The organism is Peribacillus sp. NPDC056705, from assembly GCF_043656335.1.
Window position 1 is genome coordinate 412,745 of the sequence record NZ_JBHTYI010000001.1, and the last position, 25,807, is coordinate 438,551.

The following is a 25,807-nucleotide window of genomic DNA, read 5'->3' on the forward strand; positions in this document are numbered from 1 at the left end:
TTCACGCCGCTCACTTTTGTTTTTTAGCCAGATCCTTCCTTTCCCATAATCTTAAATAGGGGTAAGGGTCAAAGCTCCATTCTGTAATTCCGTTGTCTTTGTACATTCCGTAATGAAGATGTGGAGGGAATTTTCCGGAAGTTCCTGGAGGGCCGTAACCTGTACTGCCGACACCTCCGATGACTTGTCCTGGCTCGACGATTTGTCCGACTTTCAACCCCTTGGCAAAGCCGCTTAAATGGGCAAAGTAATGATAGGTATTATTTAAATCCCGTATCCCAATCCGCCAACCGCCGAATTTATTCCAGCCTTTCATTTCAATGATCCCATAGCTCGTGGAACGAACGGGAAGGCTATAATCCGCAAAAATATCAGTGCCCTCATGGATTCTCCTTCCGCCCCATCCACGAGCGCTTCCCCATGTATTTAAGTACGTATAATGAGTGCGTACTGGAACCGGGAAGGCTTTTTCATGTAGATCCAACCGGCCATATTTTTTATAAATCTCGGCATTGCCGATAATGATGCTGACGGCTTTATCTCGTTTATAATAATTCCACAAGCCGATCCGGATATTATCTTCATCAGCACCATAAGATTGGAGATGCCTCGAAAACGCATACAATCGATCTGTATCATTCGTGATATCAGCTTTGCCATCACCATCACCATCATGGCCCAGCCCATCAAAAAATGCGATCGTGAGCGGGTTCACGTCGTTTAAATCAGGATTGAGGGCCCCGCTCCACTTTGAAGGCTCGATGTGGATGCCAATTAAACCCTTTGCCGGCTCCAAATCCCTTCGTGCAGCCCTGAGGCTGTGCTCATATTGATCAGCCCCAGCAAGGTAATACCACGGGATTTGAAGGGTGGCCTCCATATTTTTATATAGCTCGATCCTCCCGGCATATACATCTGGGGCATCGGCAGCATCAGCCACTTGGCCTGGTGCATTCAAAATAAACAAACATGTTATGGTAATAAGGAATAATTTTTTCAACGGGGCAGGCTCCTTTCATGACATTTTCCGTATTTAAAAGACATCAGTCCATCCATCTTTTATAGTTTTGCTGATTTAGCTATAAACATGAAAAATAAATAATGGGAAACCAACTATAACTTGTATAAATGCTTTTTTATTGTTAAAGTAGGGTGTGTTAATTTCTATAGAATGGAGTGGCATTTTCATGTCTTCTACAAATAAAGAAATTCTTCGTAAACCAGATTGGTTGAAAATAAAGCTTAATACTAACGAAAATTACCTCGGTTTAAAAAATATGATGCGCGAGAAAAATCTTCATACCGTCTGTGAAGAGGCAAAATGTCCGAATATTCACGAATGCTGGGCAGTGAGAAGGACGGCTACTTTCATGATCTTAGGTGAGATTTGTACAAGGGCTTGCCGCTTTTGTGCTGTTACAACCGGACGTCCAAATGAATTGGACTGGGCTGAACCGGAGCGTGTTGCCGATTCAGTTGTTTTGATGAATTTAAAGCATGTCGTCATTACAGCTGTTGCCCGTGATGATTTAAAGGATGGAGGCGCTGAAGTTTTCGCTGAAACCGTCCGTGCCATCCGACGGAAAAATCCTTTTACATCAATTGAAGTATTACCGTCCGATATGGGCGGGGTGTTTGAAAATATCAAGACTTTGATGGATGCTAAACCAGATATCCTGAACCATAATATAGAGACTGTCAGAAGTTTATCCGACCGTGTACGGGCTCAGGCCAAATACGAACGTTCATTGGAGCTTTTAAGAAGAGCCAAGGAACTGTATCCGGAAATCCCGACAAAGTCCAGTTTAATGGTAGGTTTGGGTGAAACGCGGGAAGAAATCCTCGAGACCATGGATGACTTAAGGGCTAATAATGTGGATATCATGACGATCGGCCAGTATTTGCAGCCGACTAAAAAGCATTTAAAGGTGCTGAAATACTACACGCCTGAGGAATTTGCCGAGCTGAAGGAACGTGCATTGGAAAAAGGCTTCAGCCATTGTGAGTCCGGTCCGCTTGTCCGTTCATCCTACCATGCGGATGAACAGGTTAATGCTGCGGCAAAACATAAGCAAAACAAAGGTGAAGAATTATTGAAATAGAGTGAAATAAAGGACCGAAAAAATTCGGTCCTTTTTTATTAACGGTTATCCATTTTTTGATGGATGTTATCGTGATGATCTCTTTTATCGTTAACCATTTCCCCGTTTTCATTTTCTTCGTCACTCATTTTGTAACCTTGCGGCGACTTCAGCATTCGTTTGATGGTTTGTTCGATCGTATAGTCAATCCCTTTGCTGCCGGATTTCAAAGTAGAGAAGTTCTCGACATCTTGGGCAAGGGCTTGATAATCATCACTGACGTAAACATGATAATAGCGAGGCACGACGGACATGGCAGTGCGTTTAACTTGGTCTGCGGTTTCCGTCCGATCCTTGGCATTGGTATCATATACGACAAGCACTTCCTCATCAGTAACGAGGGTAGCGGCATCATTGACATTCGGAATCTGAACACTCAGTTTAGAAATGACATCAGATAGTTGTTCACGGTCAATGGAAGCTGCTTTGTTGGAAATGTTACGGCCATCAATGGTTGCACTATTTGTGCGGGTAAAACCGAAATCATCACTTTTATTGTCATTATTACGATAATCCTCGTCATAATATTGAGTGGGATTATTTACGTTTGTTGGGTTACCGGCATTGTTTTTTGCACCAAGCCCCTGATCTTTTGCTTTATCAGCACATCCGGTAAGTGCAATAATCGAACTTAAACCTATCGTTATTATTGTTTTCTTCATCAATAACACCCCCGTAACTTTAGGATGAACATATTTCTCTATTTTTCGCTTAGTAATTGATGGGGAATCAGTTATAATTTAAAGAAGGAATGTATATATGAGAGGTGAAAACAATGATTAACATTAATAACATGACCTATGAAATAATTGAGAATGAAAGGGAAGGCTATAACGAAGAAGCGTTTAAGGCCAGATACAGTGAGATTTTAACGAAGTATGATTATATAGTAGGGGATTGGGGTTATGGGCAATTGAGACTGCGTGGATTTTTTGACGATAATAATCAGAAAGCGACCTTTGATACGAAAATAAGTACGCTTAGTGAATATTTATATGAATACTGCAATTTTGGCTGTCCTTATTTCGTCGTAAAGAAAATAAAGAAATAAAAAGGCCAGAATTCTCTCTGGCCTTTCCGTGTTAAGAGCTGCCATATCCTTTATATGGAGGCTGTTCATCTTTTTCTGAATCATCATGTGTCGGATGAGCACCAGGATATTTTCGAGGTAAATTTTCGTGCAACGACTTATTTTCATAATTAAAGGCACTTTGATATCGTTGCCCTTCCTGCCAAGGGGTGTTTTTATTCTGAACTGGTGCATCTTTTGCTATGGCTGATCCAAAAGGCCCTTCGGGAAATTCTTCAGGAATTAAATAATCCCTCTGTTTTTCGACATTGGAAAAATCGTGGTATTCTTCTTTGTCCAAGATAATCCCCCCTCATGTAATCGATCTTACATTCAGTAGGTTTCCCGTTTAAGATAAAAAACTTCAGCTCTCAGACGATTTCCATTAAAAAGTGACGCAGCTCTTCGGCTTCCGCTTCTGATAACTGAAAGGCATGCTCAAGATAGCCTTCCTCTTCTAAATCATCAGGCCCAATAATCGCGAAACGATTACTCTGCATATTTAAGACAAGCTTCTTTCCATAAAAACGATCGGTGGTCGTGATGGCCAGATCGAATCTTGATTCCTCTCCCATGAAGCTTATGAACCGGGTTTTTGAATCAACGACGTCATTGTATAAATAAAAACGATCTTCCATAGTATCATTCCCTTCTTATCTTCATATTTGTAGTTCCATCATAACAAAGGTGACTTCAATTGGGGAACAAACATTTTCGGGGCTTCTGCCTGAGAACCGCGTGGCTCCTCATGAGCCTAAGGAGCCTCCGGCAATCATAAGCGTTCATCGATTAAATGAAAATGGTAAGAATATAAATGGGATCGTGAATTGTTTTTCTTGGAGTTGATCTTGGGAAACGCCCCCATAGAAAAGGCAATGTGTAACACACCCGCTTCTGTTAGTTATTGGATGGTACAATGGTTGTGGTTGAAGGAATTGAGAGTAAGGGAGAAGCTATGGTATTATCAAGGAATAAGGTTGGTTCGGCACAGGGGTTTATTATGCCGCTATTTCAACCAATGATTCCCTATATCATCTTAGATCAGAAAGGATCTGGAAAAAAATGTACTTTGTAGACCGCCAAAAGATTGAACAAATATTAGGTTTTCTTGAAAAGCAGCTTGGACTTTTTGAAGGGCATGATAATTGGGATGGAGATCTTTCGGAACTTATCGCTGAAAGGCTCATACAAACTTCCATCGATTCCGTATTGGACGTAGGAAATGCGGTAATTGATGGTTTTATTATGCGTGATCCAGGAAGTTATGAAGATATTATCGATATCCTTCAAGATGAAAAAGTCATTTCTGAAGAAGAAGCGATACAATTCAAAAAGGTGTTGCCGCTAAGGAAAATGCTGGTTCAAGACTTCATTGAAGTGAATCACGAAGAACTGCATGCCGTATTTTCGGAAAATATCGAGGCATTCAAGCAATTCCCGGATTTGGTGAGGAACTATTTAACAAATGAATTGGGACCTGTATCAGCTTTTAAAAACTAGCAGTTAGGAAGGCGAATTCAAATGAAGTCGTATAAAGGATATTTAATTGACTTGGATGGCACCATGTATCGCGGGACTGAACAAATTGCGGAAGCCGCAGGGTTTATTAATGACCTAAGGAAAAGGGATATCCCTTATTTATTCGTCACAAATAATTCATCCCGGACTCCGGCACAGGTGGCTGATAAATTGAGAAGCATCGGTATATCGACGGAAGATGACCAGGTTTTCACGACAAGCATGGCCACTGCCAATTACATTGCTGAACAAAAGAAAGATGCATCGGTTTATGTGGTAGGTGAAGAAGGCATCATCGAGGCTCTTAAGGAAAAAGGAATGAAGCTTGTGGAAGAGCATCCAGACTTTCTGGTAATGGGCATCGACCGCGGGGTCAATTATGAAAAATTATCAAAAGCCTGTCTTGCTGTAAGAAATGGCGCTGTTTTCATTTCGACCAATGGTGATATTGCCATTCCTACAGAGCAAGGCCTTTTACCGGGGAATGGTGCCTTGACCTCAGTAGTTTCCGTTTCGACCCAGGTACAGCCGATTTTCATCGGAAAACCTGAATCCGTCATAGTCGAGCAAGCTCTAAGAGTACTAGGGGTACCTAAAGAAGAGACAATCATGGTTGGAGATAACTATGATACGGATATCCTTGCCGGGATCAATGCAGGGATCGATACACTGCTTGTACATACTGGCGTAACGACAAAAGAACGCTTAAAGCAATATAAGAAGCAGCCGACGCATGTAGTGGACACCCTCGACTTATGGCGCTTCGAATGAAAAAAACCAGGCCTGCGAATGCAGCCCTGGTTTTTTTGTCGTGAATATCATAAGTTTACTATTCCCCATGTTCGGTTCTATGAGCAAGCCGGCTTGAAGCGGCAGCTGCAATTGCCCCAACAATATCATCTAAAAAGGTGTTCACCTTACCCGTGCTTTTATCGTTTAAATATTTTAAGATACCCGGCTTTTGTTTATCGATGAAACCATAATTGGTAAAGCCGATGGATCCATAAACATTCACAATTGAAAATGCCAATATTTCATCGACCCCATATAGGCCTTCATCTATTTCAATGATGCTCTGTAATGGCTCCTCGAGCAGTTTTTTCTCAGCTAGAATATCCAACTGAATGCCGGTAAGGATGGCATTTTGGACTTCGCGTTTTGAAAGGACACGTTCGACGTTGTGAAGGCAATCGGACATTTGGAGATTTTCATGGTAGCCTGATTGTAAATACATGACAAGCTCAGCGATATCCTCCAATTTCACTCCTCGGTCAATTAGCCATTTTCGAGCCGTTTTTTCAGACATTGATTGTTCGATATTAGCCATGTCATCACCCATTTCTCTATATTTTAAAGGGAAGGTTCTAATGCAGATAGTTTGATTTGATTAAACGTTTTGATTGGAATTTCTAATAAGGTTTCGATAATCATTCAGAAAACGGGTTATTCCACATATATATAAGAGTATGATGTCCAATATTTCTATTATATCCATTTGATGAGGGGGGCCATTCCATGATAGAAGAAATCATTTTTAATAATTATGGGATACAGGTGGAGCTTGAAGAAACCAATGTCAGGTTTCCAAGCTTCCGTTCAGGAAATATGGTGTACAGTATCGTTCCCATAGAAAATATGGAGCAGGAGGAATTAGTGGAACGTTATAAAATGTCTCAACATCTGATTTCACAAGGTGATCGTCACGTATCCGCCTTTGTCCTTGCCAATCATGGAAGCTATGTTTCGGAAGCGGATGAACAATTATTCGTCCTTCTTGCCAATCAGGCATTGGAAGGTCCGAGAAATTTCAACCCAGGAAGGCGTCTGGCAAGATTCCATCAGCGTGGGAGAACGATTAATGATACGATTCGTACATGTTCAAGGATCGGTAAATGGAAAGAACTCTGGGAACAAAGGATCGATCAGTTAGAAAAGATTTGGCGGGATAAGCTCATCGCCCATCCTGATAACCAGTTTGAAAAATTATTTATAGAAACCTTTCCCTATTATATGGTCCTAGGTGAAAATGCGATTCAATATTTAGTCGACACGGAAATCGATGATACCCCGCAAATTGTCGATAGTGGAACGGTATGTTATGAACGTTTTTTACATGATACGTGGAAAAGCAATAAGTGGATGAAAAATCCGTTCGATTGGGTATTTGACCACGGAACCAGGGATGTCGCGGAATGGGTGAGGGAACATTATTTTCAAAATGTGCATACCCATCAGCGGGGAATTGCCCATTTCTTTCACGAATATCAGTCCATAGAACCGTTCTCCAGCTTTTCGGCCCGGTTATTATATTCGAGGATGCTATTTCCCATTCATTATTTTGAAACGGTGGAAGAGTATTTTTCAAAAACGACGGAATCAAGGTCGAACCAATTGGAGGATAAAATATATTCGATCACGAAATCCTCCCAACAATATGAGTCTTTCCTCAAACATTTTTATGAATTGGCAGAGATCCCTGCCAAGCAATATGATCTGCCTAAAATTGACTGGATTTAGATAAAAACGGGAAAGAAATATGATTCATTCTTACTTACTATGTTATGATGATAACAAGATTTTTTAGAATAATTAGATATTGATCACTACGGAAGGATGGGACCATGAAAAGATTGATGATGGCCGCCTTTATAACCCTTTTAATCATCCAAGCGGCAAATCTTGCGAAAGCTGAAACGAAAACGGGCTGCGAAGCAACTCAATTCAAGATTGTCACGAAGTCTGATGCGGATGTGAAGGAAAAGGCGTCGGCTGCAAGTAAAACGTTAAAAACTTATAAGAAAAATAAAGAATTATCGGCAAGCGGAAGAACCGGTAACTGGTATAAGGTCTGTCACTCAAATAGGACCGCATATATCAATATGGCAGATGCAAAAGAGGTGTTCAGTTCCGGTGAAAAAGCCATTTTGAAGAAATTCGATGGGAGAAAAGGCGTTAACCAAATTGTATCTGTGACAGGTAAAGCGATGAGTGATACGAAGGTCACGATCCAAACTTATGAGAAGAAACAAGGGGAATGGCGCCGGGCATTGAAGAAGATGGAGGGTGTCATTGGGAAGAATGGCTTCACGAAGAGCAAAAAAGAGGGTGATGGGAAATCCCCGGTCGGGATTTATTCATTTGGTACGGCCTTTGGAAGCGAAACGAAGCCGGCAGGAGTGAAAATGAGTTATAAGAAAACAACTAAATATGACTACTGGGTTGATGATCAGACATCCACAGATTATAACAAGTGGAAAACCTACAAAGGAAATCCTGCAGTTAAATGGAAGTCTTTCGAAAGGATGAATCATGAACTCTATAAGTATGGGGCTGTCATCAATTATAATACGAATCCCATCGTAAAAGGAAAAGGAAGTGCAATCTTCCTTCATATATGGAGAGGGAGTACAAAACCGACGGCTGGATGTACAGCCACGGCCGAAAAGAATGTCGTCAGTATACTGAAATGGATGGATCCCGTTCAAAAGCCACATATTGTAATGGGCACTAATGATTCATTGAAGAGCGTTAAGTAATAATCATCAAAATGGTTTGCCATAAAAAATTTAGCTTTACCCGTCCTTACTCGTTCAAGGGATGGACGAAAAAAGTTCGTGCATCCATCTTTTCTAACTATTGATAATTATATGAATTAAACTTATAATGTCTACTATACAAATACAAACGTCTTCTTCAGGAAAACAGTTTTTAAGGGGGAACAGAAATATGAAAGCCATCTCGATCGGTTTATTGGGGTTAGGTACAGTTGGATCAGGAGTCGTACAAATCATTGAAAGCCATCAGGACAAGCTCATGCACCAAGTGGGCTGTTCCATATCCATTAAGAAGATACTAGTCAAAGATACGACGAAGGAGAGGCTTATCGAGATCGATAAAGGTATATTAACAGACAATCCCGAGGATATCCTTTCGAATCCCGAGATTGATGTTGTAATAGAAGTGATGGGTGGAATCGAAGAAACACGCGGTTATCTGATAGAGGCAATAAAGAATAAAAAGCATATCGTTACGGCCAATAAAGACCTAATGGCTTTATATGGACCGGAATTGCTGGAATTGGCCACCGAGAATCAATGTGATTTGTTCTATGAAGCAAGTGTTGCAGGGGGAATCCCGATTTTACGCGGGCTTGTGGATGGATTATCTTCTGACCGCATCACGAAAATGATGGGAATCGTCAATGGAACGACAAACTTCATTTTAACGAAAATGAGCAAGGAAGGCAGAGCTTATGATGACGTATTGAAGGAAGCTCAGGAGCTGGGATTTGCTGAAGCTGATCCGACAGCCGATGTAGGCGGTTTGGATGCGGCACGAAAAATGGCGATCCTTTCCACACTCGGGTTCTCCATGAACATTGGCTTGAATGATGTTGAGGTACAGGGCATTACCGAGATATCCGAAGAGGATTTGAGATATAGCAAGAAGCTTGGTTATACAATGAAATTGATCGGTGTAGCTTCCAGGGCAGGGGATAGGGTCGAAGTAAGTGTCCAGCCTGCACTGCTTCCTGAAGCACATCCGCTGGCATCGGTAAATAATGAGTATAATGCAGTATACGTTTATGGGGAAGCCGTAGGGGAAACGATGTTTTACGGACCGGGGGCTGGCAGTCTTCCTACTGCGACTGCAGTCGTTTCGGATATGGTGACGGTCATTAAGAATATGAGGCTGGGCGTAAATGGCCGCAGTGCCGTTTCACCTCAGTACCCGAAACAATTGAAAGATGGTACTGAGATTTTCGCTAAATTCTTCATTCGATTACATGTTCAAGATGAAGTCGGCGTTTTAGCCAAAATCACGAATTTATTTGCCGAGCATGGGGTAGGATTCGATAAAATCCTTCAATTGCCCCTGGATGAAAAGGAATCTTCCGAAATCGTATTGGTTACGCATACTGCCACAAAGGCTGCATTTGAGCAAATAATACAGAAATTAAATGATTACAATATGGTAAGAGAAGTGAAAAGCACATACAGAGTTGAAGGAGAGGACATCAAATGAGCTGGCAAGGACTTATAAGCACGTATAAAGATTTTTTACCCGTTAATGAAAACACACCTGGACTAACCCTTTTGGAGGGTAATACTCCTTTAATCAGACTGAATCGGTTATCCGAAGAGTGGGGAATCGACTTACATGTAAAGTATGAAGGGGCAAATCCAACTGGATCATTTAAAGACCGCGGAATGGTCATGGCTGTCGCCAAGGCGATAGAAGAGGGCAGCGACACGATCATCTGTGCTTCCACCGGGAATACATCAGCAGCTGCAGCAGCTTATGCGGCCCGTGCCAACCTGCGCTGTATCGTTGTCATCCCGGAAGGTAAAATAGCCATGGGCAAGCTTGCCCAAGCCGTTATGTATGGAGCGGAAATCATCTCGATCGAAGGGAACTTCGACCAAGCTTTAAAAATCGTTCGTTCACTTAGTGAGAGCTCACCGATAACTCTTGTGAATTCGGTCAACCCATACCGGATTGAAGGGCAGAAGACAGCGGCATTCGAAATTTGTGATGCTCTCGGCTCGGCACCGGATATTTTGGCGCTTCCTGTCGGGAATGCAGGTAATATAACTGCTTACTGGAAAGGCTTTAAAGAATATAACGAATCGAAACAAACGGGCCTTCCTGAAATGAGAGGGTTCGAAGCTGAAGGTGCGGCTGCAATTGTCCGGGATAGCATCATTGAAAGTCCAGAAACGATTGCAACAGCCATCCGGATTGGAAATCCTGCAAGTTGGAACTTTGCTGTGGAAGCAGCAAATGAATCCAAAGGCAAAATTGATGAGGTGACAGACGAAGAAATTCTGGAAGCCTATCATTTCCTTGCTAAAAAAGAAGGGGTATTTGCAGAGCCGGCATCTTGTGCTTCCATTGCAGGTATCTATAAACAACTAAAAAACGGTGAAATCAAAAAAGGAAGTAAGATTGTTGCTGTATTGACTGGAAATGGATTGAAAGATCCGAATGTGGCTGTCGATACAAGTACAATTCAGCCGACATTGCTGCCAATGGACGAAGAAGTCATTTTAGAACATCTGCAGGGTGTGAAGCAGGCATGAGTGCAGAATCGGAGATGTTCTTGATCCGTGTACCAGCAAGTACAGCCAACTTAGGCCCGGGATTCGATTCCATCGGCTTGGCGTTAGGACTTTACCTGGAAATACACGGATCTTCATCAGATCATTGGGAAGTCGTTCCGCTTTCAGAGGAAATGTCTGTTTTTCCAAGGGATGATCGTAATTATATCGTCCAGATTGCCAAGGAAACGGCGGCTTACTATGGAAAGGAACTATCCCCATGCAGGCTTTTCGTCTCTAGCGAAATTCCGCTGGCGCGGGGTCTTGGAAGCAGTGCCTCTGCCATTGTGGCGGGGATTGAATTGGCGAACATCGTTGGTGAACTGCATTTATCCGATGATGAGAAGAATAGGCATGCTTCCCTCTTTGAAGGACATCCGGATAATGCGGGGGCATCTGTGTATGGTGGATTGGTCGTGGGCCTTCATACGGATGAAAGAACGGATGTCGTATCGTTTCCAATCGAGGGAGTTAAGGTGATTGCTGTCATTCCCAATTTTGAATTGCTTACTGAGGATTCAAGAAATGTCCTTCCGAATTCGCTTTCCTATAAAGATTCAATAAGTGGAAGTGCAGCCGCAAATGTTTTGCTGGCGGGTGTTCTATCAAAAGATTGGAAGCTTGTTGGTGAAATGATGCAAAGTGATCGTTTCCATCAACCATATAGAGCGGAGTTAGTCCCTCATTTAGCGCTTATAGAAGAGGTTGTCCTTAATGAAGGCGGATTTGGTGCAGCATTAAGCGGAGCGGGACCAACTGTTTTATGCTTGGCATCGGCAGAAAAAAGTGAAGGTTTGCTCACTGGATTGAAGGAAAGGTTTCCGGAATTTCTTGTGAAAGAATTGGAAATCGATAATGATGGCAGTTATACGGCAATCCTTTCAGAACAGGAAAAAAAGGAATTGAAATTTTTGAAATCGTAAGCCTTGTTCATTTGCTGTCCAAATAAAAAAGCTGACTCGCATCAAGCCGTATCAATTCATTTGATAGGGCAAAAGCCGAGTCAGCTTTATTTTTATTACAGCCCGAAAAGATTCCAACCTGCATGAAAAAGGTTGAACGTTTATAGATGAAGTGATCCTTCATCCATACGCTGCATGTTATTTTAAAGGGCTATTAGAAAACTTGTTCAACTTCCACTACACCGGGAACTTCTTCAAGAAGGGCACGCTCAATCCCAGCTTTTAGCGTAATGGTCGAACTTGGACAGCTTCCGCAGGCGCCTAGTAATCGTAATTTTACAATTCCATCTTCTACGTCAACTAGTTCACAGTCACCGCCATCACGAAGAAGAAACGGACGAAGCTTATCTAGAACCTCTTGAACTTGGACTTCCATTGTTTGTTGGTCGGACATTGCAATCGACTCCTTTCCTAATCATATTATAATGCGAAGGTAATAAAAAATCCAACTGTAACTTTGCGGAAATATAATCTATATTATTCTGGTATGATGGAAACAGGTGAATGTTTCTAAAAAGTATTCAAAATGAAGTATATATACTAAAATGAAGGAGGAAGAAATGGTAATGAAAGAAATTGAAATAGAAGTGTATGGAGCGGAGCAAATTTGCGCGAGCTGTGTGAATCTCCCTTCTTCGAAAGATACTTGCGAGTGGCTAGAAGCCGCTTTAACGAGAAAGTTTCCTGAGCAGAAATTCAAAATATCCTATATAGATATGTATAATCCCCCAGAAACGTTGAAGCAAAAGAGCTTTGCCGCGAAGATGATCGAAGAAGATTTATTTTATCCATTGGTCCTCATTGAAGGCGAGATCATTGCAGAAGGAAATGTGCGTCTCAAAAAAGTGGTGGAAACTATGGAAAAATACGGATATACGATACAAGTGTGATATATAATGGAAGAAATAAGAAAAACTGACCCAAGAGCTGCATGCAGTTCTTGGGGCCAGTTTAATGTAGCGTGGTTGGAATCAACCGTTATGGTATTTATACATCCAGAGGATGCCTGATTTCATTAGGCGTGCCACTCTGCCTGTAATTGGACGATTTGCAACAAGACCAAAACCTTGCTTCTTCCCAAGGGAACCTAATGTTCCTTTTAATTTCATTGTAGGGAAGCTTTCCGGAAGTGGTTCATTTGCCCACTTCTTCACAAGAACTTGGACGATTTGCTCTGCTTGAGACTCCGCTAATTGAGCACTTGGCGCATGAGGCAGGCTCGCACAGTCGCCGACGACAAAGATGCTGTCATCATTAGGTAGGAAATGCTGAGGAGTCAGGACAGCTCTTCCTTGACGGTCCTTTTCAATATCCATATCGCGGATGATCTTACTTGGCTGAATTCCAGCTGTCCATACGATGACGTCGCTTTGAACGGCTTCGTCGCCATTATAAAGAAGGTTTGGCTCAACTTTCGTTATATTTGAATGATGGACGATTTCGATTGTATGTTTATCGAACCATGATTCAACAAAGGTGCTTAATCTTTCTGGGAATGCAGATAGAATATGCGGTCCACGGTCGAATAGCTTAACGTTTAAATCTGAACGGCTTTCAATCAATTCACTTGCAAGCTCAACACCACTCAATCCGCCACCAACGATCGAAACGGTTGCACCGGCACCTAAATTATTCAGAGCTGAATATGTGCGACGTGATTTATCGATTGTTTGGATACTGTAAGTATGTGTGTCTGCACCAGGAATATCGTGGTATTTATCTTCGCAGCCAAGGCCAATGACTAAATCATCATATACGACAGGATCTTGATTTTCTATAATGACTTGTTTATTTTCCATATCGATGGAAAGTACTTCTCCGTATACGTTCTTCAAGCGAGGATGTTCAGGAAATGCAACACGGATGTGCTGATCTGGAATGGTACCTGCCGCTAAAGCATAATATTCCGTTTTTAAGCAGTGATAAGGATTACGGTCGATAAGCGTGATGCTCACATTTTCAGGAAGCTGATTAGGCAGCAATCTTTGCAACATGCGCATACCACCATACCCGCCACCAAGTATGACTAGATTCTTCATATGATTTTTCCCCTTTATTTGATCTCTTAAAAATTTGGCTAGCATTTAACTATAGGATTCCCCCAAATGGTCCCCTTTAAAGTGTAAATAAATATATATACCCCAATTAGTAACAAGAATAAAAAATTAGATAATTTTCTTTTTTTACGTACCCCGACAAAAGTATAACGAATATAAAAGGAAATCACAACCGATATCTTGAAATCGGCTGATTTTTTATGCGTAAATATTGACTGTTTATGGGAAAAGTAATAAGATGGTTTGTTAGTAACTGTGAGGTGAAACAATGTACCCGATTATTGAATTTTGTGTAAGCAATCTGGCCAGTGGCGCTCAGGAGGCTCTGGAAAGATTGGAGCGGGATCCGAATTTAGATATCATTGAATATGGTTGTCTGGGATATTGCGGCAGGTGCTCCAGTAACTTATATGCACTTGTAAACGGTGAAGTGGTTTTTGGTGACACTACGGATGAATTGGTGGATAAAATATATAAGTACATTGATGAATATGAAATGTTCTAATCATCAACGGCGAATAAAAGCTGTTCCTCGATGGAACAGCCTTTTTAATTTTCAGTTATGCAGCATCGGACGGGATGTTTCATGTTTCTGCTTGAGTTCCTTAAAGCGATCCCTGGCCATCTGGATGATGGAGGCTTCCCGGGCATTTTTTTGTCTTTCGAACACTAATGAAAAATACTTGATGGCTGCCTTTTCATTTCCTATCCTTCTAGAAATGTCGCCAGCTAGATAGAGGAGCCTTGCTTCAGATACCTGGGTGCCGCTGAAGTCCCCTGTTGAATAGGATGCTTCATACTCCTTCAGGGCGAACCTCAAAAATCTTTCTTCTTGTTCCTTGGTTTGGTTGATCCTGTATAACCAGGCTATCCGTAAACAGATTCCGGCAAGGATAATATGTTTTTCCTTTTTTAAAGCTCCGCAATAACTCGCCAACTTGTATGTATTGATCGCATCTATAATGGATCTCTCCTTGCTGAAATGATGGGGAACCCAAAGGGAGCTGACTTTTTCCATAATGGTTTCCATTGTGGTGGGGGGGAAGTACCGGGAGAAATCCTCGGAATAAGAAAAGCCGCAGTGAGGGCAAACAAAAATATTATAATAAAGTGTGTTAACGGTTGAATCAGCATAAATGGGGTGAAAGTCCGTGTCATACTTAGCTACTTTTACAAAACGCGACCGTACCTTTTTAGTGGTTGATTTTTGCTTGCATAAAAGGCATTCCATTCTTTTGTCATATAGAGGATGTATACCTTCCATGGTGATTACCCCCTTTATTGTAATTTGGAAGTGGGTCCAATAGAACAGTTCATTATACCCACTAATCTTATTATAAACTAATTTTTGTTGGTAAAATAGGTGGGGGAATATGAATTTTTTCAAGCTGGAAAATTGAGCGTGTGAATTTCTTTGGTATATACTATAAAGAGGAATAGTTCTATCTCACATATCAGAAGAAGGAGGGATTTATTGTGAGTGAAGTTGTTCAAATAACAGAAGCTGCCGCTTTTCAGATAAAAGAAATGATGAAACATAATGGCGAAGAGGGTTCATTTTTAAGAGTGGCCGTTAAAGGCGGAGGCTGCAGCGGATTATCCTACGGAATGGGTTTTGAACAAGAGCCTGGGGAAAAAGATAGCCAGCTGGAACAGTTTGAAATCAAGATCCTTGTTGATGCCGAGGATGCAGATATATTGAATGGAACGGTAATTGATTATAAACAAACGATGATGGGCGGAGGCTTTACGATCGAGAACCCAAATGCTATCGCGTCATGCGGTTGCGGGTCTTCTTTCAAAACGGCAAAAAACGCTGGTACACCGGAAAACTGCTAAAAAACTCTAAAACATTGGAAAAGGGGGCACTTTAACGAGTGCCCCCTTTTTTATGCTTATTTGCTGCCTTACATATTGTAAAGGGCCTCTTTGATTGGGAGGGTGCCGCTGAAAATCTCGAATGTTTTATTGAATGTTTTTTCCTCTGTGACTGATTGGGCAAGAACGGCGGCGACATCGGCCCTTGGAATGGATTTATTAGTATGATCCACTTTCTCATCCGCAAAGATTTTTCCGATGGCTTGTTCATTTGTCAAAGCAACCGGCCGGACAATCGTGTAGGTCAGTCCGCTTGCTTTTAAATGTTCATCGGCATCATGCTTTGCTTCGAGATAATGGCGCATTCCTTCTCGGGCTTGTTCCGGATTATCGGAACCGACAGAGCTTAACATGACAAACCGTTCGATGCCCTTCTTCCTGGCGGCATCAACCAGTTTAATGGCTCCGTTCTTATCCACAGCTGTCGTTTTATCCGGCCCTGTTTTTGGTCCAGATCCGGCGGCAAAAATGATGGCTTCCATGTTATCCACTGCTTTATCCACATTTCCCTCTAGATCGGCAAGGATTGGATGTCCGCCGAGTTCTTTTATCGTTTGAGCCTGTTCCTCTTTCCGGATCATCCCGTATACATTCATTTGCGGATTTTTTGATAATTCCCCAATGATCTGTTTCCCGGTCGTTCCGTTGGCGCCTGCAATTAAAATATTCATATATGTGCATTCCCCTTTCTTGGCTTATCCCACTCTTTACCCTTAGAATGACAATGCTAAGCACTGTGGATAACTAATGGAAATAAGTTATCCACAATCATCGAATTGGGGACAACAAAAAACCCGGCTGTGAAAGCCAGGTTTTTTGCGTGATTTTAAAACATGGAAGAGCTGTGCATCGGCTGGACTTTTGCTTTTGGGTCAATATATTGTTTGGCGTGATTGACAGCAGTGGGAGCCTCACCAAAACCACTTGCAATCAATTTTACTTTGCCATCATATGTTGCAATATCACCTGCTGCATAAATTCCGGGGATATTCGTTTCCATTCTGGAATTCACCAAAATACTGTTCTTCTGGATATCGAGTCCCCATTCCTTAATGGGACCAAGGGAAGAAACGAAGCCGTAGTTGACGATGACTGCATCTACCTCCATGGTCTCTGTATCTTCACCATTTGTATCCTTGATGACTATTGTATGGATCCGGCCGTCTGTACCAATCAACTCTGAAGGTATGTAAGGAGTCTTTATTTCAACTTTTGAATTCTTAAGTGTTTCTACACTATGTTCGTGGGCACGGAATTTATCCCTTCTGTGTATGATGCTCACTTTCTCGGCGATTGGCTCCAGCATCAGGGCCCAGTCCACCGCTGAATCTCCACCTCCGAAAACCACCACTTTTTTGCCGGCAAAATGATTGAGGTCATCGATGAAATAGTGAAGGTTACTGCTTTCATATTTTTTTGCATCATCAATCTCTATGCGGCGGGGTTGGAAAGCCCCATTTCCAGCTGTGATGATAATTGTTTTGGAGTAATGGATTTCTTTATCAGTCGTTAACTTGAAAACTCCATCGGCTTGCTTTTCCACTTCTTGAACGGCCTGCTCCAAGACAATATCCTGTTCGAACTTTGCCATTTGTTCTTTCAAATTATTCACTAGCTCCTGTGCGCGCACTTTGGGGAAACCGGCGATATCATAGATGAACTTTTCAGGATAAAGAGCAGACAATTGTCCGCCTAATTGTGGTAGGCTCTCGATGATTTTTACGGATGCCTGTCTCATTCCCCCATAAAATGCAGTGAATAATCCAACTGGGCCTCCGCCAATGATGGTAATATCATAAACTTTTTCATTAACTTCCAACGTTATCCCTCCGATATACTAGGTTTGCTGAAATTTATTCTCTTATTTTAACATAGATGATCTTTTAAAAAACGGGTAAAGTTAGAAAAGTGAGAAAGTTTCGACTATATATGAGCAGTTTCACGATGAATGTTCTTCATTCTCTTTCAAAAGTGGGTAAAATTACTCTTTACCAATGTTAAGCATTTCGTATAAATATGGTTCGGAACTGGGTGAAAAGTAATGCTTTTCGGCTTTATTTTAACCCGAAATAGTTCGGTTTGTTACTTGAAAAAGGTATGGAAAAAGACTAATATTTAATTAGACATCATTTGGTAAAATTTTTATGAATTTTTTATGACATTTATGAAGTGTTAAGTGAAATACGTCACAAATGTATAAGAGTGCTTTTTATAATGGAAATTAATAAGATAGACAATATATTTTAGTTATGGAAAGCATCACAAGAAAATATCGTAAAGGTGGACGAATACTTTTGAAAAAGCCAACTATCGTTGTTTTGGGAGCAGGTTATGGTGGATTGATGACTGTTACTCGCTTACAGAAGGCATTAGGTCAAAATGAAGCAGAAATCGTATTAGTTAACAAAAATGATTACCACTATGAAACAACATGGCTGCATGAAGCATCTGCTGGAACTCTACATCATGATCGTGTGCGCTATCCAATCAAAAGTGTCATTAACAGCAAAGTTAAATTCATCCAGGACTCTGTTTTGGAAGTGAAAACAGATAACAAAAAAGTCATCCTTGAAAACGGCGAAATTTCTTATGATTACTTAGTGATTGGACTTGGACCTGAATCGGAAACATTCGGAATCCAAGGGCTAAAAGAATATGCTTTCTCTATCTCAAACGTGAACACTGCACGAAAAATCCGTGACCATATCCAATTGCAATTCGCTACGTACAGTTCTGAGGTCGAGAAGAATGAAGACCGCTTGACGATCGTTGTTGGAGGAGCAGGATTTACGGGTATTGAATTCCTTGGCGAATTGGCAAACCGTGTCCCTCAACTATGTAAAGAATACGACATCGACTTCCAAAAGGTCCGTATGTACTGTGTGGAAGCAGCACCAGCGGTCCTTCCTGGCTTTGATCCGGAATTGGTGGATTATGCAGTATCTTACCTTGAGAAAAAAGGTGTGGAATTCAAGATCGGTACACCGATCAAGGGGGCGACTCCCGAAGGCATCATCGTGGCAAAAGGCGAAGATGAAGTGGAAGAAATCAAAGCGGGCACCGTTGTCTGGGCAGCTGGCGTACGTGGAAATTCCGTGATAGAGGCTTCCGGTTTTGAAGCTATGCGCGGACGCATCAAAGTGAACCTTGACATGCGGGCACCAGGTCATGACGATATTTTCATCGTGGGGGATTGCGCTTTGATCATCAACGAGGAAATTAATCGTCCATATCCACCTACTGCCCAAATCGCCATGCAGCAAGGTGAGGTCATTGCGAAGAACCTGACTAAATTGGTTCGTAATGAAAGTGACCTTGAAACTTTCACTTTCGAAAACAAAGGAACGGTATGTTCACTTGGTGAAGACAACGCGATTGGTGTTGTCTTCGGCAAGAAAGTTACAGGTAAGACTGCATCATTCATGAAGAAAATGGTTGATAACAGAGCATTGTTATTGATTGGCGGAGCTTCCCTTGTTGCTAAAAAAGGTAAATTCAACGTCCTTTAATTTTTTCGATATATAAATGATGGCCATTTGGGGATTGTCCCTGAATGGCTTTTTCATTGGAATCTCATCCATCGATGAGTGTGTCATAGCGGAGTATGCCCCTTTCTTATGCGGAATATAATGGGGATAAGGATGGCGAAGCGCACCAAGAAAGTCCTTACCTTTGGTACCATATGTTCTTCTGCTGTTTGGAGTTTATCCTGATTATAATGAATATGGGGGAAGTGGATTTTGGTGGAACGATGCAAAAATGTTTGGCTGGCAGTGTCCGGCCTTGTGATATCTGATAAAGGTGAGTGGCTGGTCGTGAATAAAAGGTATGGCGGATTGAAAGGGCAATGGTCGCTTCCGGCAGGTTTTGTCAAAAATGATGAAACCGTCGATGAAGCTGTCGTAAGGGAAGTGTTGGAGGAGACGGGTGTTCAAACAGAAATCGAAGGCATTGTAGGTATGAGAAGCGGAGTCATCAAAGGGGATATAAGTGATAATATGTTGATATTTTTACTTAAACCAGTCAGTTTTGAAGTAACCGCTCAATTGGGTGAATTATATGAAGCTAAATTTTATGACCCTGATTTACTCATGCAGGAGGGGAAGCAATCTTTACTATTGGAACAGCTTTTAGCTTTTAAAAAGGAAAGAATGCAGACGATGCTTGACGGGTTGAACCCGGGAGATCAATTTGGATATACATCATATAAATTATTCATGTGATTTGGGTAATTATCTTTTCTTCGGAATTATTTGGTATAAGTCGTTGACGCAGCAATTATTTTTTCAGTAAACTAAAGGTGTCGCTTTTAAGGAGGGTCAAGAATAACATGCCATTGCCTGTTTTAATTATCTCAATACTCTTATTTTTCATATTGTTTTTCGGAATTGGCTTTTTGCTGAATATGCTTTTTCGTTCTTCGTGGATCATGGTCATCTTATTTCCAATCGTCTTCATCATCATTGTCAATGAAACAAAGCTAATAGAGTATTTTAGAAATCCGGGAATCTCTTTTTCCAATCTTGGAACGAACCTTACATCCCTTCATACGGCAGACATCGTTATTTTATCAAGCGGGCTGCTTGGTGCGGTTTTAGCGGGTGTGGTCATCAAGGTTCTAAGGAAAAAAGGATATCAAATGTTTTGATAATGGAAAGGGCCGTCATTTATGGACGGTCCTTTTTTTGTAGGAAAAATTGGATCTTTCCACGCTTTATGAATACTTTCACTCTGGAAAGGGAACAAATATCCTTGTGAGAGGAGTGGAATTAATACATATGAAGATTGTAAAGGCATTATTTCTGAGGGTTGCTATTATCATATTATTTATCTTGGCCATCGAATCAACCTTAAATCATGTTTTTGGGGCTGTGCCTGAAGGCCATCCTTTTGAGGAGGCAATGAGACAGCATCGAATGCTTGGTCTCGAATATAAAGCGATCCATAGTGGAGGTCAAGTTGCAACGCTAATGGCATCGGCATCCACTAGCAATGGTCCGACGACGATAGCGGAGGCAATCGAGCTCTCGAAATACCCGAAGCATGAAGTTTTGGCTACAGGATATACAGCAGGGTATGAGTCGACAGGAAAGTACCCGGAAAGCCCATCCTATGGAATCACTTATTCAGGGGTGAAGGTGAAACGGGATCTGTTTTCCACCATTGCCGCCGATCTTGCCGTATTCCCTCTCGGAACCATCCTTTGGATTCCGGGCTATGGCTATGGGGTTGTAGCGGACAAGGGTGGTGCGATCAAAGGGAACCACCTGGACCTATACTACGAAACGGTACAAGATGTATACGAGAACTGGGGCAAGAAAACCCTTGAAGTATATGTTGTGCAAAAAGGGAATGGCGAGTTATCTGAAGAACAGCTAAGCAAGTTGAATGAAACAAAGATCAAGCAGGTATTCAAGCCGAAAATCGCTGAGAAAACACTGAACGAGAATGTAGCTTCCTTTGCTTTTTAATGTTTGATAGACAAATCGGAGAAAGTGAAGGTGAAAGGCTGCCTCGATTGAGGCAGCCTTTTTGATTGTCTGCTTCAGTTGTGACGCCCTTAGGCCATGCTTTTGTAGGCTTCAGGATGCAGGGTCTTTGCCAATTTGGAAAGACCATCCAGTAAACGCGGAGAAGGCCGGCAGAATAATGGTTCTTCCATAATGTGAATATTGTTATCCCGGACGGCCTTCATATCAGACCACCCTTTCCGTTTCTTGACCAGCTCTGGGTTTACCTTTCGTAAAGGGACACCGACCCAAGCTAAGCAAATATGGTCGGGATCCTTTTTTTTGACATCTTCGGAAGTGACTTGAATGCTTGCCATGTCGACATCTTCGAAAAGGTTATATCCTCCTGCAAGCGTGCTGATCTCGGATAACCAATTAACTCCCCCTGGGCTGAATAAGGGATTAGGCCACCATTCCCAATACAGGGAAGGCTTTGTTTCAATTTTGTCGGCGACGTTTTTATATTGAAGGATGGCATGACGGAATTTGGCATCCTGTTCCTCTGCTTTTTCCTTAAGATCGATGGCCTCGCCCAAGGTCACTAAATCTTTTGCGATATCTTCAAGTGATTGCGGGTTGAAGATGATATGAGGGATGTTCCGTTCTTTTAGCCCTTCAATATTTTTTTCCATGCCCGGTACACTCAGGGAAGCCAGCACCAAATCGGGTTTTAGTGATTCAACATGATTGATGTCGATCGATAAGTCGGGCCCCACCTTGGGTAGGTGCTGTATGGTTTCAGGCCAATCAGAGTAGTCATCGATGGCGATAAGCTGATCTTCAATCCCTAGATATGTGCATAGTTCCGTATTGCTGGGGCAAAGAGAGATTATTTTCAAATTGAACACCTACCCTTGAAAGATGAAAAAGTGAAGTGCCAGTGCAATGAATACTCCGGTCAAGGCTCCGAAAAATACCTCGATTGGCTTATGGCCCAACAGTTCCTTTAATTGTTGCTGTTTCTGTTTATCTTCTTTTTTCTGCCAGTTCTTTGCTTGCTCGACAAATGTATTGAAGTCGGTAACGAGCTGGTTCAGGACAGCTGCCTGTTCTCCTGCCTGCCGTCTCACTCCTGTTGCATCGAACATCGTGATGACTGCAAAGATCGTGGCAACCGCAAATACAGGGGAATCCATTCCGGTTTCGATTCCTACCGCTACGGTTAGGGCTGACACGGCCGCAGAGTGGGAGCTTGGCATACCGCCTGTGGAGTTAATGAGTGACCAGTTCACTTTACGAAATGCTATGAAGTGGATGGGCACTTTAATGAATTGAGCAAAGAAAATGGCAATCAATGCTGCGATTAAAGGGAAGTTGAGTAATAATTCCAAGAGTATCAGCCTTCTTTCTAGTTATAAGTAAAGATGAAAACCATATCTGGGTAAATACATCCTGCTCGGAATAAGGCCCTTATTATTAGTTCCATTCAGTCCTGTCGATTCCCTGCTGGTAATAGTATAAATATGATCTTTCTTATACTATTACTCTAAAGTCACCCAATCTAAACTATATCCCTTTTTATTATTATTTTCGCAGGCCTTATTCGAAAATTTTTGAAGATTTCGTTATAATGAGTGTAATTGAATGGAGGAGGTAGCAGGATGTTTACAGTAAAAGATTCCCTGAATATAGATTTGATTGATGAATGCCTGATTCTAGGCGTGTTTGACGGGCCCGTAAAATTTACAGGCATAGGAAAAGAAGCGGATGAGCGATTGGACGGCCAGCTAACAGAGTTAGTGAAAGCCGGAGAAATCTCTTCCAAGAAAAAATCGGTGGTCAAAATACATACATTAGGTAAATTAAGCGTAAAGAGATTGATTTTCGTAGGGTTGGGCAAGGAAAAGGAGCTATCCTTTGAGACCCTTCGCGAAGCGTTGGGAAAAGCACGTAAGACGATTAAGGAATCCAAGGTTACGACTCTTTCGATCGCTTTGGATACATTCACGACTGAAAATCTGGATGCATTGGACGCAGCGCATGCTTGTTCTGAGGCTTTCGAACTTGCTTCCTATAAATTTGAAGGATACAAGCAAAAATCGAATCAGGTTGAAAAAAGCCTCGAATCGATCACGGTTTACAGTGAATATGGTCAAGAAGAGGTCGGTGCCGCGCTTCATGTAGGGAGAATCTTCGGAAGGGCGACGAACTCAGCCAGAACATTGGTCAACGCACCAGGCAATTTGTTGACTTCCACGGATTTGGCGGACTATTCATCCGCCTTGGGCGAACGTTATGGTTTTGAAGTGGAGATACTCGAGAAGGGAGATATGCTCAAGTTGGGGATGGGCGCACTTCTTGCTGTCAATAAAGGTTCGGCCGAACCTCCGAAAATGATCGTTCTGAAGTATCAAGGAAAGGATGAATGGAAGGATGTTATCGGGCTGGTCGGTAAGGGCATCACATTCGATACGGGTGGATACTCATTGAAAACGAAGGCTGGAATCGTTGGGATGAAAACGGATATGGGCGGTGCGGCAGCTGTTTTAGGTGCAATGGAAATTATCGGCGAATTAGGACCCGATCAAAATGTCGTGGCTGTCATTCCAACCACTGATAACATGATCAGCGGTGATGCATTCAAGCCGGATGATGTGATCACTGCCATGAGCGGCAAGACGATAGAGGTATTGAATACGGATGCGGAAGGCCGGCTGGTTTTGGCGGATGCCATGACGTACGCTAAACATCATGGGGCTGACTATCTTATTGACGTTGCCACTTTAACGGGCGGTGTAATAACGGCGCTGGGCATGGAAATGACGGGTGCAATGACTAATGACACGGCATTCTATGAGCAGGTCGCCAACGCCTCAGAGGAGGCCGGAGAGCCCATTTGGAGATTGCCGATTACAGAAAAGGATAAAGAACGGGTACGCAATAGTAAAATAGCGGATTTGAATAATTCACCTGGAGGGGCAGGACATGCAATCATGGGCGGGGCCTTCATCGGCGAATTTGCTGAAGGCACTCCGTGGGTCCATCTGGATATTGCCGGAACTTCCACAACCTCGAACAACTCCGAATTGTGTACGGCGGGGGCTACCGGTGTAATGGCACGAACGCTTGCACTATTGGTTGAAACCTTTGAAACGAAAACAAGATGAACCCAAATATCCGAAGCCGAAAATAGGCTTCGGTTTTTTTACCAAAAGAGTGTGGTGGACGTTATACATCCCTCCATTTCAAACTGACGATGATATGACAATTTTCTTCCCCCGCTTTAGGATAAAAATCAAAACGGATCCCATCGGGGTTATACGTGATATCAGGCTCGTTATTAATTCCTATCTTTCGGATCATATCGATCACGACACTCTTTTGCGATGCTTGGGCTGCGGTCATCAACCGGTTCGAGAAAGGCTTGGATGTGGCTAAAGTATCCATGACTTTTTTTACATCAGGCATTAAAAATTGCGAGGTCTTTGCCGATTTAACCAGCAGATCTGGATTGGTTGCCGAGTAGGGACGCAATGTTCCTTCCCGTTCCCGATTCATATTCATTGCCCCGGCGTGAGGCGTAAATAGGATGGGGTCATATAAAAAATAAGGGAAATCCTCCAAAAGGTTTCCGTCCTTTCCTTAAGTCTGTCTATAGACACGTTTTCGTTATACGTTAAAATATGTATAAAGGCCAGACGATATGATTGCGGTTTGTGAATGACCTTTCTCCTGCAAACAAACTTCTTGAAAATTATGATCAAAGACACACTATTATTTGTAAACTGCTTCATTGACAGGTATAGTGTATAGTAATATACTTACTTACCTAAAGTAAGGAGAAGGCACACTATAAATTATAAAATAGGTGATGTTAACATGAAAATAACCGAGGAAACAAAAAACCTTTTAATAGATAAAATGAATATCATCAAAACCCCGGGAAAAGCTGATATATGCCTTGTGGGACCTGTGAACCTGCCTGTTGAACAAGGAGATTTCTCAACGGTTTTCCAATGGTATACATGGCTTCAGCTTGACGGCGCGGATAATGGCAAGGAAGCGGTGCTTGATTCGCTTTCGGAAGCCAACCTCGCTTTTGGACAGCAATCCTCCGTATTGGTGTATGGAGATTTTAAAAATTCGGGAGATGCACTTGTCCGGATGCATAGCATCTGTCACACGGGTGATATCTTCGGCAGTAAACGCTGTGATTGCGGCTACCAGCTCCACCAATCGATGAAAATGATAGCCGAACATGGGTGCGGGGCCATCTTTTACCTTGCAGACCATGAAGGAAGAGGGATCGGCCTGTTTTCCAAATCACTTGCCTATTTGCTTCAGCAGGAGGGTTATGACACGGTCGAGGCGAATGAGGCTTTAGGATTCGAAGATGATACGCGATCTTACGAGGGAGCCATTCGAGTGTTGAGTGAACTGCGCGAGAATCCGGTGACTTTAATCACGAACAACCCCAAAAAGCTGGACGCCCTCATGAAGCATGGACTTGCGGCAAAGGACCATATTCCGCTTTGGGGCGGTTTGACGGAAGATAATAGTTTCTATCTGGATACAAAAGTTAAGAAGTCTGGACATATTCCCCAAAAGAAGCCAACTTTGATTGTATAAGG

General features: G+C 42.2%; 32 protein-coding genes. 19 read left to right on the top strand and 13 right to left on the bottom strand.

The window, feature by feature from the left end:
* Nucleotides 1–10 precede the first annotated feature (10 nt).
* On the bottom strand, nt 11–1,000 hold the full coding sequence (locus ACFRAK_RS01930; protein WP_387604025.1) for a M23 family metallopeptidase: 990 nt from the start codon (nt 998–1,000) through the stop codon (nt 11–13).
* Nucleotides 1,001–1,187: 187 nt separating this feature from the next.
* Here ACFRAK_RS01930 and lipA point away from each other — a divergent pair, with 187 nt between their 5' ends.
* Nucleotides 1,188–2,102 (top strand): lipoyl synthase, encoded by a 915-nt coding sequence (gene lipA, locus ACFRAK_RS01935; RefSeq protein WP_063234033.1) that lies wholly within the window; start codon nt 1,188–1,190, stop codon nt 2,100–2,102.
* A 38-nt stretch (nt 2,103–2,140) separates the two neighbouring features.
* Here lipA and ACFRAK_RS01940 read toward each other — a convergent pair whose 3' ends face one another.
* Nucleotides 2,141–2,803 carry a YhcN/YlaJ family sporulation lipoprotein gene (locus tag ACFRAK_RS01940; protein ID WP_387604023.1) on the bottom strand — a complete coding sequence of 221 codons (663 nt, stop codon included), beginning with the start codon at nt 2,801–2,803 and terminating at the stop codon, nt 2,141–2,143.
* A gap of 113 nt (nt 2,804–2,916) precedes the next feature.
* On the opposite strand from ACFRAK_RS01940, the gene ACFRAK_RS01945 reads away from it, so the two are divergent.
* On the top strand, nt 2,917–3,192 hold the full coding sequence (locus ACFRAK_RS01945; protein ID WP_076368161.1) for a YutD family protein: 276 nt from the start codon (nt 2,917–2,919) through the stop codon (nt 3,190–3,192).
* 31 nt (nt 3,193–3,223) lie between these two features.
* Here ACFRAK_RS01945 and ACFRAK_RS01950 read toward each other — a convergent pair whose 3' ends face one another.
* Nucleotides 3,224–3,511 (bottom strand): cytosolic protein, encoded by a 288-nt coding sequence (locus ACFRAK_RS01950; RefSeq protein ID WP_387705441.1) that lies wholly within the window; start codon nt 3,509–3,511, stop codon nt 3,224–3,226.
* Nucleotides 3,512–3,581: 70 nt separating this feature from the next.
* Nucleotides 3,582–3,848 (bottom strand): DUF3055 domain-containing protein, encoded by a 267-nt coding sequence (locus ACFRAK_RS01955; protein ID WP_098371475.1) that lies wholly within the window; start codon nt 3,846–3,848, stop codon nt 3,582–3,584.
* A 278-nt stretch (nt 3,849–4,126) separates the two neighbouring features.
* On the opposite strand from ACFRAK_RS01955, the gene ACFRAK_RS01960 reads away from it, so the two are divergent.
* Genes ACFRAK_RS01960 through ACFRAK_RS01970 form a run of 3 tightly spaced genes read left to right on the top strand, consistent with a single transcriptional unit; the run spans nt 4,127 to nt 5,499 of the window.
* Nucleotides 4,127–4,285 carry a hypothetical protein gene (locus tag ACFRAK_RS01960; RefSeq protein ID WP_394571210.1) on the top strand — a complete coding sequence of 53 codons (159 nt, stop codon included), beginning with the start codon at nt 4,127–4,129 and terminating at the stop codon, nt 4,283–4,285.
* Nucleotides 4,273–4,710 (top strand): DUF86 domain-containing protein, encoded by a 438-nt coding sequence (locus ACFRAK_RS01965; RefSeq protein WP_394571212.1) that lies wholly within the window; start codon nt 4,273–4,275, stop codon nt 4,708–4,710. The genes ACFRAK_RS01960 and ACFRAK_RS01965 overlap by 13 nt, the downstream gene beginning before the upstream one ends.
* Before the next feature lie 21 nt (nt 4,711–4,731).
* Nucleotides 4,732–5,499 (top strand): TIGR01457 family HAD-type hydrolase, encoded by a 768-nt coding sequence (locus ACFRAK_RS01970; RefSeq protein WP_387604017.1) that lies wholly within the window; start codon nt 4,732–4,734, stop codon nt 5,497–5,499.
* A 58-nt stretch (nt 5,500–5,557) separates the two neighbouring features.
* Here the strand turns inward: ACFRAK_RS01970 and ACFRAK_RS01975 are convergent, their stop codons facing one another.
* Nucleotides 5,558–6,055, bottom strand: coding sequence for a phosphatidylglycerophosphatase A family protein (locus ACFRAK_RS01975; protein WP_387604015.1), 498 nt, complete (start codon nt 6,053–6,055; stop codon nt 5,558–5,560).
* Between the two features lie 188 nt (nt 6,056–6,243).
* Here ACFRAK_RS01975 and yutH point away from each other — a divergent pair, with 188 nt between their 5' ends.
* The 5 genes from yutH (at nt 6,244) to thrB (ending at nt 11,752) form a co-directional block, all read left to right on the top strand.
* Nucleotides 6,244–7,245: a spore coat putative kinase YutH gene (gene yutH, locus ACFRAK_RS01980; protein ID WP_387604013.1), complete on the top strand. Its 1,002-nt coding sequence runs from the start codon at nt 6,244–6,246 to the stop codon at nt 7,243–7,245.
* 104 nt (nt 7,246–7,349) lie between these two features.
* Nucleotides 7,350–8,264 carry a L,D-transpeptidase family protein gene (locus ACFRAK_RS01985; protein ID WP_394571213.1) on the top strand — a complete coding sequence of 305 codons (915 nt, stop codon included), beginning with the start codon at nt 7,350–7,352 and terminating at the stop codon, nt 8,262–8,264.
* A 190-nt stretch (nt 8,265–8,454) separates the two neighbouring features.
* Complete coding sequence (locus tag ACFRAK_RS01990) at nt 8,455–9,753, top strand: homoserine dehydrogenase (RefSeq protein WP_192206941.1); 1,299 nt, start codon at nt 8,455–8,457, stop codon at nt 9,751–9,753.
* Entirely contained in the window at nt 9,750–10,811 is a 1,062-nt protein-coding gene (thrC, locus tag ACFRAK_RS01995) for a threonine synthase (RefSeq protein WP_394571214.1), read from the top strand. The genes ACFRAK_RS01990 and thrC overlap by 4 nt, the downstream gene beginning before the upstream one ends.
* Nucleotides 10,808–11,752 carry a homoserine kinase gene (gene thrB, locus ACFRAK_RS02000; protein ID WP_394571215.1) on the top strand — a complete coding sequence of 315 codons (945 nt, stop codon included), beginning with the start codon at nt 10,808–10,810 and terminating at the stop codon, nt 11,750–11,752. The genes thrC and thrB overlap by 4 nt, the downstream gene beginning before the upstream one ends.
* A gap of 193 nt (nt 11,753–11,945) precedes the next feature.
* Here the strand turns inward: thrB and ACFRAK_RS02005 are convergent, their stop codons facing one another.
* Nucleotides 11,946–12,185, bottom strand: a complete 240-nt coding sequence (locus ACFRAK_RS02005) for a NifU family protein (RefSeq protein ID WP_076368151.1) — start codon at nt 12,183–12,185, stop codon at nt 11,946–11,948.
* Nucleotides 12,186–12,351: 166 nt separating this feature from the next.
* Between ACFRAK_RS02005 and ACFRAK_RS02010 the strand changes: the two genes are divergently transcribed.
* Nucleotides 12,352–12,681 carry a YuzD family protein gene (locus ACFRAK_RS02010; RefSeq protein ID WP_387604006.1) on the top strand — a complete coding sequence of 110 codons (330 nt, stop codon included), beginning with the start codon at nt 12,352–12,354 and terminating at the stop codon, nt 12,679–12,681.
* 81 nt (nt 12,682–12,762) lie between these two features.
* Here ACFRAK_RS02010 and ACFRAK_RS02015 read toward each other — a convergent pair whose 3' ends face one another.
* A complete protein-coding gene (locus ACFRAK_RS02015) occupies nt 12,763–13,830 on the bottom strand; it encodes an NAD(P)/FAD-dependent oxidoreductase (RefSeq protein WP_076368149.1) in 1,068 nt (355 codons plus the stop codon).
* Between the two features lie 286 nt (nt 13,831–14,116).
* On the opposite strand from ACFRAK_RS02015, the gene ACFRAK_RS02020 reads away from it, so the two are divergent.
* Complete coding sequence (locus ACFRAK_RS02020) at nt 14,117–14,353, top strand: YuzB family protein (protein ID WP_098371467.1); 237 nt, start codon at nt 14,117–14,119, stop codon at nt 14,351–14,353.
* Nucleotides 14,354–14,404: 51 nt separating this feature from the next.
* Here ACFRAK_RS02020 and ACFRAK_RS02025 read toward each other — a convergent pair whose 3' ends face one another.
* A complete protein-coding gene (locus ACFRAK_RS02025; protein WP_394571216.1) occupies nt 14,405–15,112 on the bottom strand; it encodes a DUF2225 domain-containing protein in 708 nt (235 codons plus the stop codon).
* Nucleotides 15,113–15,324: 212 nt separating this feature from the next.
* On the opposite strand from ACFRAK_RS02025, the gene ACFRAK_RS02030 reads away from it, so the two are divergent.
* Nucleotides 15,325–15,687: a HesB/IscA family protein gene (locus tag ACFRAK_RS02030; protein ID WP_241592743.1), complete on the top strand. Its 363-nt coding sequence runs from the start codon at nt 15,325–15,327 to the stop codon at nt 15,685–15,687.
* Nucleotides 15,688–15,755: 68 nt separating this feature from the next.
* Here ACFRAK_RS02030 and ACFRAK_RS02035 read toward each other — a convergent pair whose 3' ends face one another.
* Both ACFRAK_RS02035 and ACFRAK_RS02040 read right to left on the bottom strand, forming a co-directional pair.
* Nucleotides 15,756–16,397 carry an SDR family oxidoreductase gene (locus ACFRAK_RS02035; protein WP_387604001.1) on the bottom strand — a complete coding sequence of 214 codons (642 nt, stop codon included), beginning with the start codon at nt 16,395–16,397 and terminating at the stop codon, nt 15,756–15,758.
* Nucleotides 16,398–16,552: 155 nt separating this feature from the next.
* Nucleotides 16,553–17,545 (bottom strand): NAD(P)/FAD-dependent oxidoreductase, encoded by a 993-nt coding sequence (locus ACFRAK_RS02040; RefSeq protein ID WP_387603998.1) that lies wholly within the window; start codon nt 17,543–17,545, stop codon nt 16,553–16,555.
* A 475-nt stretch (nt 17,546–18,020) separates the two neighbouring features.
* Here ACFRAK_RS02040 and ACFRAK_RS02045 point away from each other — a divergent pair, with 475 nt between their 5' ends.
* From ACFRAK_RS02045 to ACFRAK_RS02060, 4 genes are all read left to right on the top strand, one after another.
* Nucleotides 18,021–19,235, top strand: coding sequence for an NAD(P)/FAD-dependent oxidoreductase (locus ACFRAK_RS02045; RefSeq protein WP_387603996.1), 1,215 nt, complete (start codon nt 18,021–18,023; stop codon nt 19,233–19,235).
* Between the two features lie 231 nt (nt 19,236–19,466).
* Entirely contained in the window at nt 19,467–19,949 is a 483-nt protein-coding gene (locus ACFRAK_RS02050) for an NUDIX domain-containing protein (protein ID WP_387603994.1), read from the top strand.
* 107 nt (nt 19,950–20,056) lie between these two features.
* Nucleotides 20,057–20,374 carry a YuiB family protein gene (locus ACFRAK_RS02055; RefSeq protein ID WP_387603991.1) on the top strand — a complete coding sequence of 106 codons (318 nt, stop codon included), beginning with the start codon at nt 20,057–20,059 and terminating at the stop codon, nt 20,372–20,374.
* Between the two features lie 130 nt (nt 20,375–20,504).
* Nucleotides 20,505–21,197 (top strand): 3D domain-containing protein, encoded by a 693-nt coding sequence (locus ACFRAK_RS02060; protein ID WP_260285708.1) that lies wholly within the window; start codon nt 20,505–20,507, stop codon nt 21,195–21,197.
* An 89-nt stretch (nt 21,198–21,286) separates the two neighbouring features.
* Here the strand turns inward: ACFRAK_RS02060 and ACFRAK_RS02065 are convergent, their stop codons facing one another.
* Both ACFRAK_RS02065 and ACFRAK_RS02070 read right to left on the bottom strand, forming a co-directional pair.
* Entirely contained in the window at nt 21,287–22,075 is a 789-nt protein-coding gene (locus ACFRAK_RS02065) for a cobalamin-binding protein (RefSeq protein ID WP_394571217.1), read from the bottom strand.
* A 9-nt stretch (nt 22,076–22,084) separates the two neighbouring features.
* Nucleotides 22,085–22,567, bottom strand: a complete 483-nt coding sequence (locus ACFRAK_RS02070) for a divergent PAP2 family protein (RefSeq protein WP_098371458.1) — start codon at nt 22,565–22,567, stop codon at nt 22,085–22,087.
* A 270-nt stretch (nt 22,568–22,837) separates the two neighbouring features.
* On the opposite strand from ACFRAK_RS02070, the gene ACFRAK_RS02075 reads away from it, so the two are divergent.
* Nucleotides 22,838–24,343, top strand: a complete 1,506-nt coding sequence (locus ACFRAK_RS02075; protein ID WP_394571218.1) for a leucyl aminopeptidase — start codon at nt 22,838–22,840, stop codon at nt 24,341–24,343.
* Between the two features lie 61 nt (nt 24,344–24,404).
* Here the strand turns inward: ACFRAK_RS02075 and ACFRAK_RS02080 are convergent, their stop codons facing one another.
* Entirely contained in the window at nt 24,405–24,734 is a 330-nt protein-coding gene (locus ACFRAK_RS02080; RefSeq protein ID WP_387603979.1) for a YuzC family spore coat inner layer protein, read from the bottom strand.
* 321 nt (nt 24,735–25,055) lie between these two features.
* On the opposite strand from ACFRAK_RS02080, the gene ACFRAK_RS02085 reads away from it, so the two are divergent.
* A complete protein-coding gene (locus tag ACFRAK_RS02085) occupies nt 25,056–25,805 on the top strand; it encodes a GTP cyclohydrolase II (RefSeq protein WP_387603976.1) in 750 nt (249 codons plus the stop codon).
* The last annotated feature ends 2 nt before the right edge of the window (nt 25,806–25,807 follow it).

What these genes read in the sequence shown, in the direction of transcription:
- ACFRAK_RS02015 (WP_076368149.1), bottom strand. Translation starts at nt 13,830, where the DNA reads ATGAAGAATCTAGTCATACTTGGTGGCGGGTATGGTGGTATGCGCATG.
- ACFRAK_RS01955 (WP_098371475.1), bottom strand. Translation starts at nt 3,848, where the DNA reads ATGGAAGATCGTTTTTATTTATACAATGACGTCGTTGATTCAAAAACC.
- ACFRAK_RS01970 (WP_387604017.1), top strand. Translation starts at nt 4,732, where the DNA reads ATGAAGTCGTATAAAGGATATTTAATTGACTTGGATGGCACCATGTAT.
- ACFRAK_RS01945 (WP_076368161.1), top strand. Translation starts at nt 2,917, where the DNA reads ATGATTAACATTAATAACATGACCTATGAAATAATTGAGAATGAAAGG.
- ACFRAK_RS02060 (WP_260285708.1), top strand. Translation starts at nt 20,505, where the DNA reads ATGAAGATTGTAAAGGCATTATTTCTGAGGGTTGCTATTATCATATTA.
- ACFRAK_RS02010 (WP_387604006.1), top strand. Translation starts at nt 12,352, where the DNA reads ATGGTAATGAAAGAAATTGAAATAGAAGTGTATGGAGCGGAGCAAATT.
- ACFRAK_RS02025 (WP_394571216.1), bottom strand. Translation starts at nt 15,112, where the DNA reads ATGGAAGGTATACATCCTCTATATGACAAAAGAATGGAATGCCTTTTA.
- ACFRAK_RS01960 (WP_394571210.1), top strand. Translation starts at nt 4,127, where the DNA reads ATGGTTGTGGTTGAAGGAATTGAGAGTAAGGGAGAAGCTATGGTATTA.
- ACFRAK_RS02035 (WP_387604001.1), bottom strand. Translation starts at nt 16,397, where the DNA reads ATGAATATTTTAATTGCAGGCGCCAACGGAACGACCGGGAAACAGATC.
- lipA (WP_063234033.1), top strand. Translation starts at nt 1,188, where the DNA reads ATGTCTTCTACAAATAAAGAAATTCTTCGTAAACCAGATTGGTTGAAA.
- ACFRAK_RS02005 (WP_076368151.1), bottom strand. Translation starts at nt 12,185, where the DNA reads ATGTCCGACCAACAAACAATGGAAGTCCAAGTTCAAGAGGTTCTAGAT.
- yutH (WP_387604013.1), top strand. Translation starts at nt 6,244, where the DNA reads ATGATAGAAGAAATCATTTTTAATAATTATGGGATACAGGTGGAGCTT.
- ACFRAK_RS02085 (WP_387603976.1), top strand. Translation starts at nt 25,056, where the DNA reads ATGAAAATAACCGAGGAAACAAAAAACCTTTTAATAGATAAAATGAAT.
- ACFRAK_RS02080 (WP_387603979.1), bottom strand. Translation starts at nt 24,734, where the DNA reads ATGAATCGGGAACGGGAAGGAACATTGCGTCCCTACTCGGCAACCAAT.
- ACFRAK_RS02055 (WP_387603991.1), top strand. Translation starts at nt 20,057, where the DNA reads ATGCCATTGCCTGTTTTAATTATCTCAATACTCTTATTTTTCATATTG.
- ACFRAK_RS01975 (WP_387604015.1), bottom strand. Translation starts at nt 6,055, where the DNA reads ATGGCTAATATCGAACAATCAATGTCTGAAAAAACGGCTCGAAAATGG.
- thrC (WP_394571214.1), top strand. Translation starts at nt 9,750, where the DNA reads ATGAGCTGGCAAGGACTTATAAGCACGTATAAAGATTTTTTACCCGTT.
- ACFRAK_RS02020 (WP_098371467.1), top strand. Translation starts at nt 14,117, where the DNA reads ATGTACCCGATTATTGAATTTTGTGTAAGCAATCTGGCCAGTGGCGCT.
- thrB (WP_394571215.1), top strand. Translation starts at nt 10,808, where the DNA reads ATGAGTGCAGAATCGGAGATGTTCTTGATCCGTGTACCAGCAAGTACA.
- ACFRAK_RS01965 (WP_394571212.1), top strand. Translation starts at nt 4,273, where the DNA reads ATGTACTTTGTAGACCGCCAAAAGATTGAACAAATATTAGGTTTTCTT.
- ACFRAK_RS01990 (WP_192206941.1), top strand. Translation starts at nt 8,455, where the DNA reads ATGAAAGCCATCTCGATCGGTTTATTGGGGTTAGGTACAGTTGGATCA.
- ACFRAK_RS01985 (WP_394571213.1), top strand. Translation starts at nt 7,350, where the DNA reads ATGAAAAGATTGATGATGGCCGCCTTTATAACCCTTTTAATCATCCAA.
- ACFRAK_RS02075 (WP_394571218.1), top strand. Translation starts at nt 22,838, where the DNA reads ATGTTTACAGTAAAAGATTCCCTGAATATAGATTTGATTGATGAATGC.
- ACFRAK_RS01940 (WP_387604023.1), bottom strand. Translation starts at nt 2,803, where the DNA reads ATGAAGAAAACAATAATAACGATAGGTTTAAGTTCGATTATTGCACTT.